Raw genomic sequence first — 2342 nt, 5'->3', positions numbered from 1 at the left:
ACCAGCATGGACGAAACCACGCAACAGAACGCGGCCTTAGTGGAAGAGGCTGCAGCTGCGGCTGAATCCCTGGTCGATCAGGCCAACCAGCTGGCCGGGGCGATTAGCCAGTTTAAACTTGACGGACGGGGCGGCAGTGGTGTTGCATCATCCAAGGCAAACGCTGGGCGCAAAGCCTACAACGCTGGTCAGAAACCACTCGTTGCGCATTTGCCGAAACCAGTGGCGCCGAATCACTCGCCGCATGTCAGTAACTCCAATCCTGCACCCAAAATACCTGCCAGGACAGGCACTGATGACGGTGATTGGGAAGAGTTTTAAACAAGGTGTTTAAGGGATGCCCATTTAAATTCAAACCGGCTGCCAAGGCAGCCGGTTTTTTATGCTTTAAGCAAGAATAAGACAGGAATTCCCTGTCTTATTTCAACATCTCGTTTGAACCATTTTTGCCATAATCAGAGCGTGAAAAAGTAATTTTTAAATCTATATTTTTAGCTCTCTTTATCTTAGGAATCCATGATGACAATTGCAAAACGCATGTATCTTTTGATTGCCACTTGCGCGTTAGCGATGGTGGTTCTTATCGGGGTCACTTTAAACGAAATCGTTAAAGTGTATGACACGACCAATCAGGCCAACGTCAACACCATCCCCAGCATTCTTGAACTGTCCAAAGCGCAAAACTACTATCAAAGGTTGCGCCTGAATGTGTTGCGCCACGTGAGCGTGACCACGCCTGCCGAAAAGGAAAAGTTGGCAACGCAAATTCAGGATCGTAAAGCGGTTGTCGAAGAGTCTCTGACGCACTACCAGGACCTGGTGTCTAGTGATCAGGACCAGGCATTGCTGACAGCTGAAAAAGAGATGCTGAATCGCTATTTTGTGCAAATGACGGATGTGTTGCGTTTGTCAGACATCGGCGCGCCTGAGGCGCCTGAGGCCTTGAAACAGGCAGACAAGCTGGCACTGGAAGTGGCTGACAAGATGGATGAGCATATGCTCTACAACCAGAAAACCAGCCTGGAGCTTGCTGCGAATGCAGCCAGCATCAAGCAGAGCGCTGTATGGCAATCCTCTGCCATTGCCTTGCTATGCCTGGCGGCAATTGTTGCTTTTGGCATGCTGATTACCAAACGACTGCGTGCGCAACTGGGTGTTGAGCCGGGTGAGTTGGCACAGATTGCCCACAACCTCGTAGAAGGTAACCTGAACCAGAAAATTGCACTGGCGACTAACGATAAGTCTAGCGTTGCGTACTCTATTGTGAGCCTGCAACGTACATTGGATGGCCTGGTGCAATCACTGAATTACGTGAGCCAACAACATGATGAAGGTGATATTGATTGCAATGTCGATCAGTCACGCTTTAAAGGTGGTTACTCTGAAATGGCCGCTGGCATCAATAAAATGGTGGCTGGCCATATTGCCATGAACCGTAGTGCGATTGAGGTAGTAAAAGCTTTTGGTGAAGGTAATCTGGATGTGCCATTGCAGAAATTCCCTGGCAAAAAAGCCTTTGTGAATGAAGCCATTGAGCAAGTCAGAGCCAATATCAAGGCATTGGTCGCTGATGTTGACGCATTGGCACATGGTGCGGTTGAAGGCAATTTATCCGCACGTGCAGATGCCAGCAAATACCATGGTGATTTCCGCACCATTGTGCAAGGCATGAATAACACGCTGGATGCGCTGATTACGCCACTGAACGTGACCGCACGCTATATTGCGGATATTTCAAAAGGCGAGATCCCAGCCAAAATCAGCGATCATTACAATGGCGATTTCAATACTATTAAAAACAACCTGAATCAGTGTATCGATGCCATCAACACATTGATTTCAGAAATGACACACATGAGTTCCGAGCACGATATTGGTGAAATCGACGTGCGGATTAATGCCGCCAAATTCGATGGTGCCTACCGCGTGATGGCCGAAGGTGTGAATGAAATGGTTGAAGAGCATATCAACACCAAGAAAAAAGCCATTGCATGTGTGAGTGGTTTGGGTGAGGGTAATTTTGATATGCCATTAGAGCAGTTCCCACGCAAGAAAGCCTTTATTAATGTGGCGATCGAGCAGATTCGTAGCAACCTGAAGGCATTGAATGACGATACCTTGATGTTGGCGGATGCAGCTAAAGAGGGCCGTATTACCGTTCGCGCTGATGCCAGCCGCCATCCGGGTGGTTTCAGCGATATCGTCCAGGGCATCAACAGTACCCTGGACCTGATTGTCGAACCGATTATGGCCGTATCTGAAGCCGTAGAAACGATCACGACGGCGGCGAACGAGATCTCCAGCGGTAACTCCGACTTGTCAGCGCGTACTGAGCAACAGGC

1 protein-coding gene and 1 pseudogene are annotated in these 2342 nt (G+C 48.9%); both read left to right on the top strand.

Annotated elements, in window-relative coordinates; all coding sequences use genetic code 11:
- Positions 1-321 (top strand): annotated as a pseudogene (locus ACIDE9_RS14145) (chemotaxis protein); the annotation flags it as partial.
- 198 nt (positions 322-519) lie between these two features.
- Positions 520-2342 (top strand): MCP four helix bundle domain-containing protein (locus ACIDE9_RS14140; protein WP_411995302.1); only part of this gene is annotated, 1823 nt, incomplete at its 3' end.

Origin of the sequence: Methylophilus sp. 'Pure River' (genome assembly GCF_046765995.1) — a bacterium.
GTDB lineage: Bacteria > Pseudomonadota > Gammaproteobacteria > Burkholderiales > Methylophilaceae > Methylophilus.
This window is presented reverse-complemented; position numbering and strand designations above follow the sequence as displayed.